Annotated in this window: 1 protein-coding gene; it reads right to left on the bottom strand. The window is 62.4% G+C overall.

What is annotated here, in order from left to right:
- The coding region (locus JKL46_RS34860) for a sensor histidine kinase (protein ID WP_201843028.1) at nucleotides 1-1,095 on the bottom strand (1,095 nt) is incomplete at both ends.

Here is a 1,095-nt window from a genome sequence, read left to right as displayed (position 1 = left end):
GTCTCAGAAAACTCGATCCGCACCTCGCCCGCGAGTTCTTGAGCCAGGCTGCGCTCAATGAGCCGCGTGCCGAAGCCACGGCGAACGGGCTTCTGGACAGGCGGTCCCGCCGTCTCCTCCCACAGCAACTGCAAACGCGGGGGAGTGCTCGCGCCATTCAGGGTCCAGTGTACCCTGATCTGCCCTGTTCCGTTGGACAATGCCCCATATTTCACGGCATTGGTCACCAGTTCCTGGAGCGCCATCGCGAGCGGCAGCGCCATGCGCGGCGGGACCTGTACGCTCGCGCCCTGCACGTGGATCCGGTTTTCCCCACGGCTGCGGTATGGCTCGACGGCCTGTGCGACGATGTCGTGAAGAGCGACATGCGCCCAGCTCCGGTCGGTCAGCACATTGTGAACCTGCGACAGCGCGATCAGACGGCTCTCGATGGCGTCCGACGCATGGTCAAGCGAGGGTGCGTTCCGCAGTGTCTGCGAGGCGATGGACTGCACCGTCGTCAGAGTGTTCTTCACCCTGTGATTGAGCTCGCCGATCAGAAGGTCTTTTTCCCGCACGGCCGCTCGCAGTTCGTCCACGACCCGAAAGCGCTCGATGGCGGCGCCAAGCAGATTGGCATAGCTGCGGAGGAACTCGATGTCCGACTGCGTAAAGTCCCGGGGTTCACGGCTGTCCACCTGAAGGACGCCAAAGGGTGGACGCCCTTTGCTGCTCAACACGAGCACGTTCACAAACGCCTTGACCCCATGCTCCTTCATGAAGTCGTGGTACTCGAAGCGATCCTCCTCATCGGAGTTCTTCGAGATGACCGCCCCCTCTTTGAGTGTCAGCCCCTCCGGTGAGTTCTCGGCCGCCGTGACGGTGACCTCGCCGATGATCCCTGGTCTCCACCCGATGCCCGCACGGACTGCGAAGGTCCGACCGTCAGGCAGGAGTTCCATGAGCTTGGCAAGATCGGTTTCGAGGGCCCGGCTGATGAGCTCGCAGGCCCTGTTCAGGATGTCATCGATGGTCTCGGTTTTGAGGACGAAGTCCCCGAACTCTGCCAAGGCCCGCTGCTGCTCCAGCAACTCCTCTTGGTCGGTATCGTTTTGG

Origin of the sequence: Microvirga zambiensis WSM3693, from assembly GCF_016735695.1 — a bacterium.
Lineage (GTDB): Bacteria > Pseudomonadota > Alphaproteobacteria > Rhizobiales > Beijerinckiaceae > Microvirga > Microvirga zambiensis.
This window is presented reverse-complemented; position numbering and strand designations above follow the sequence as displayed.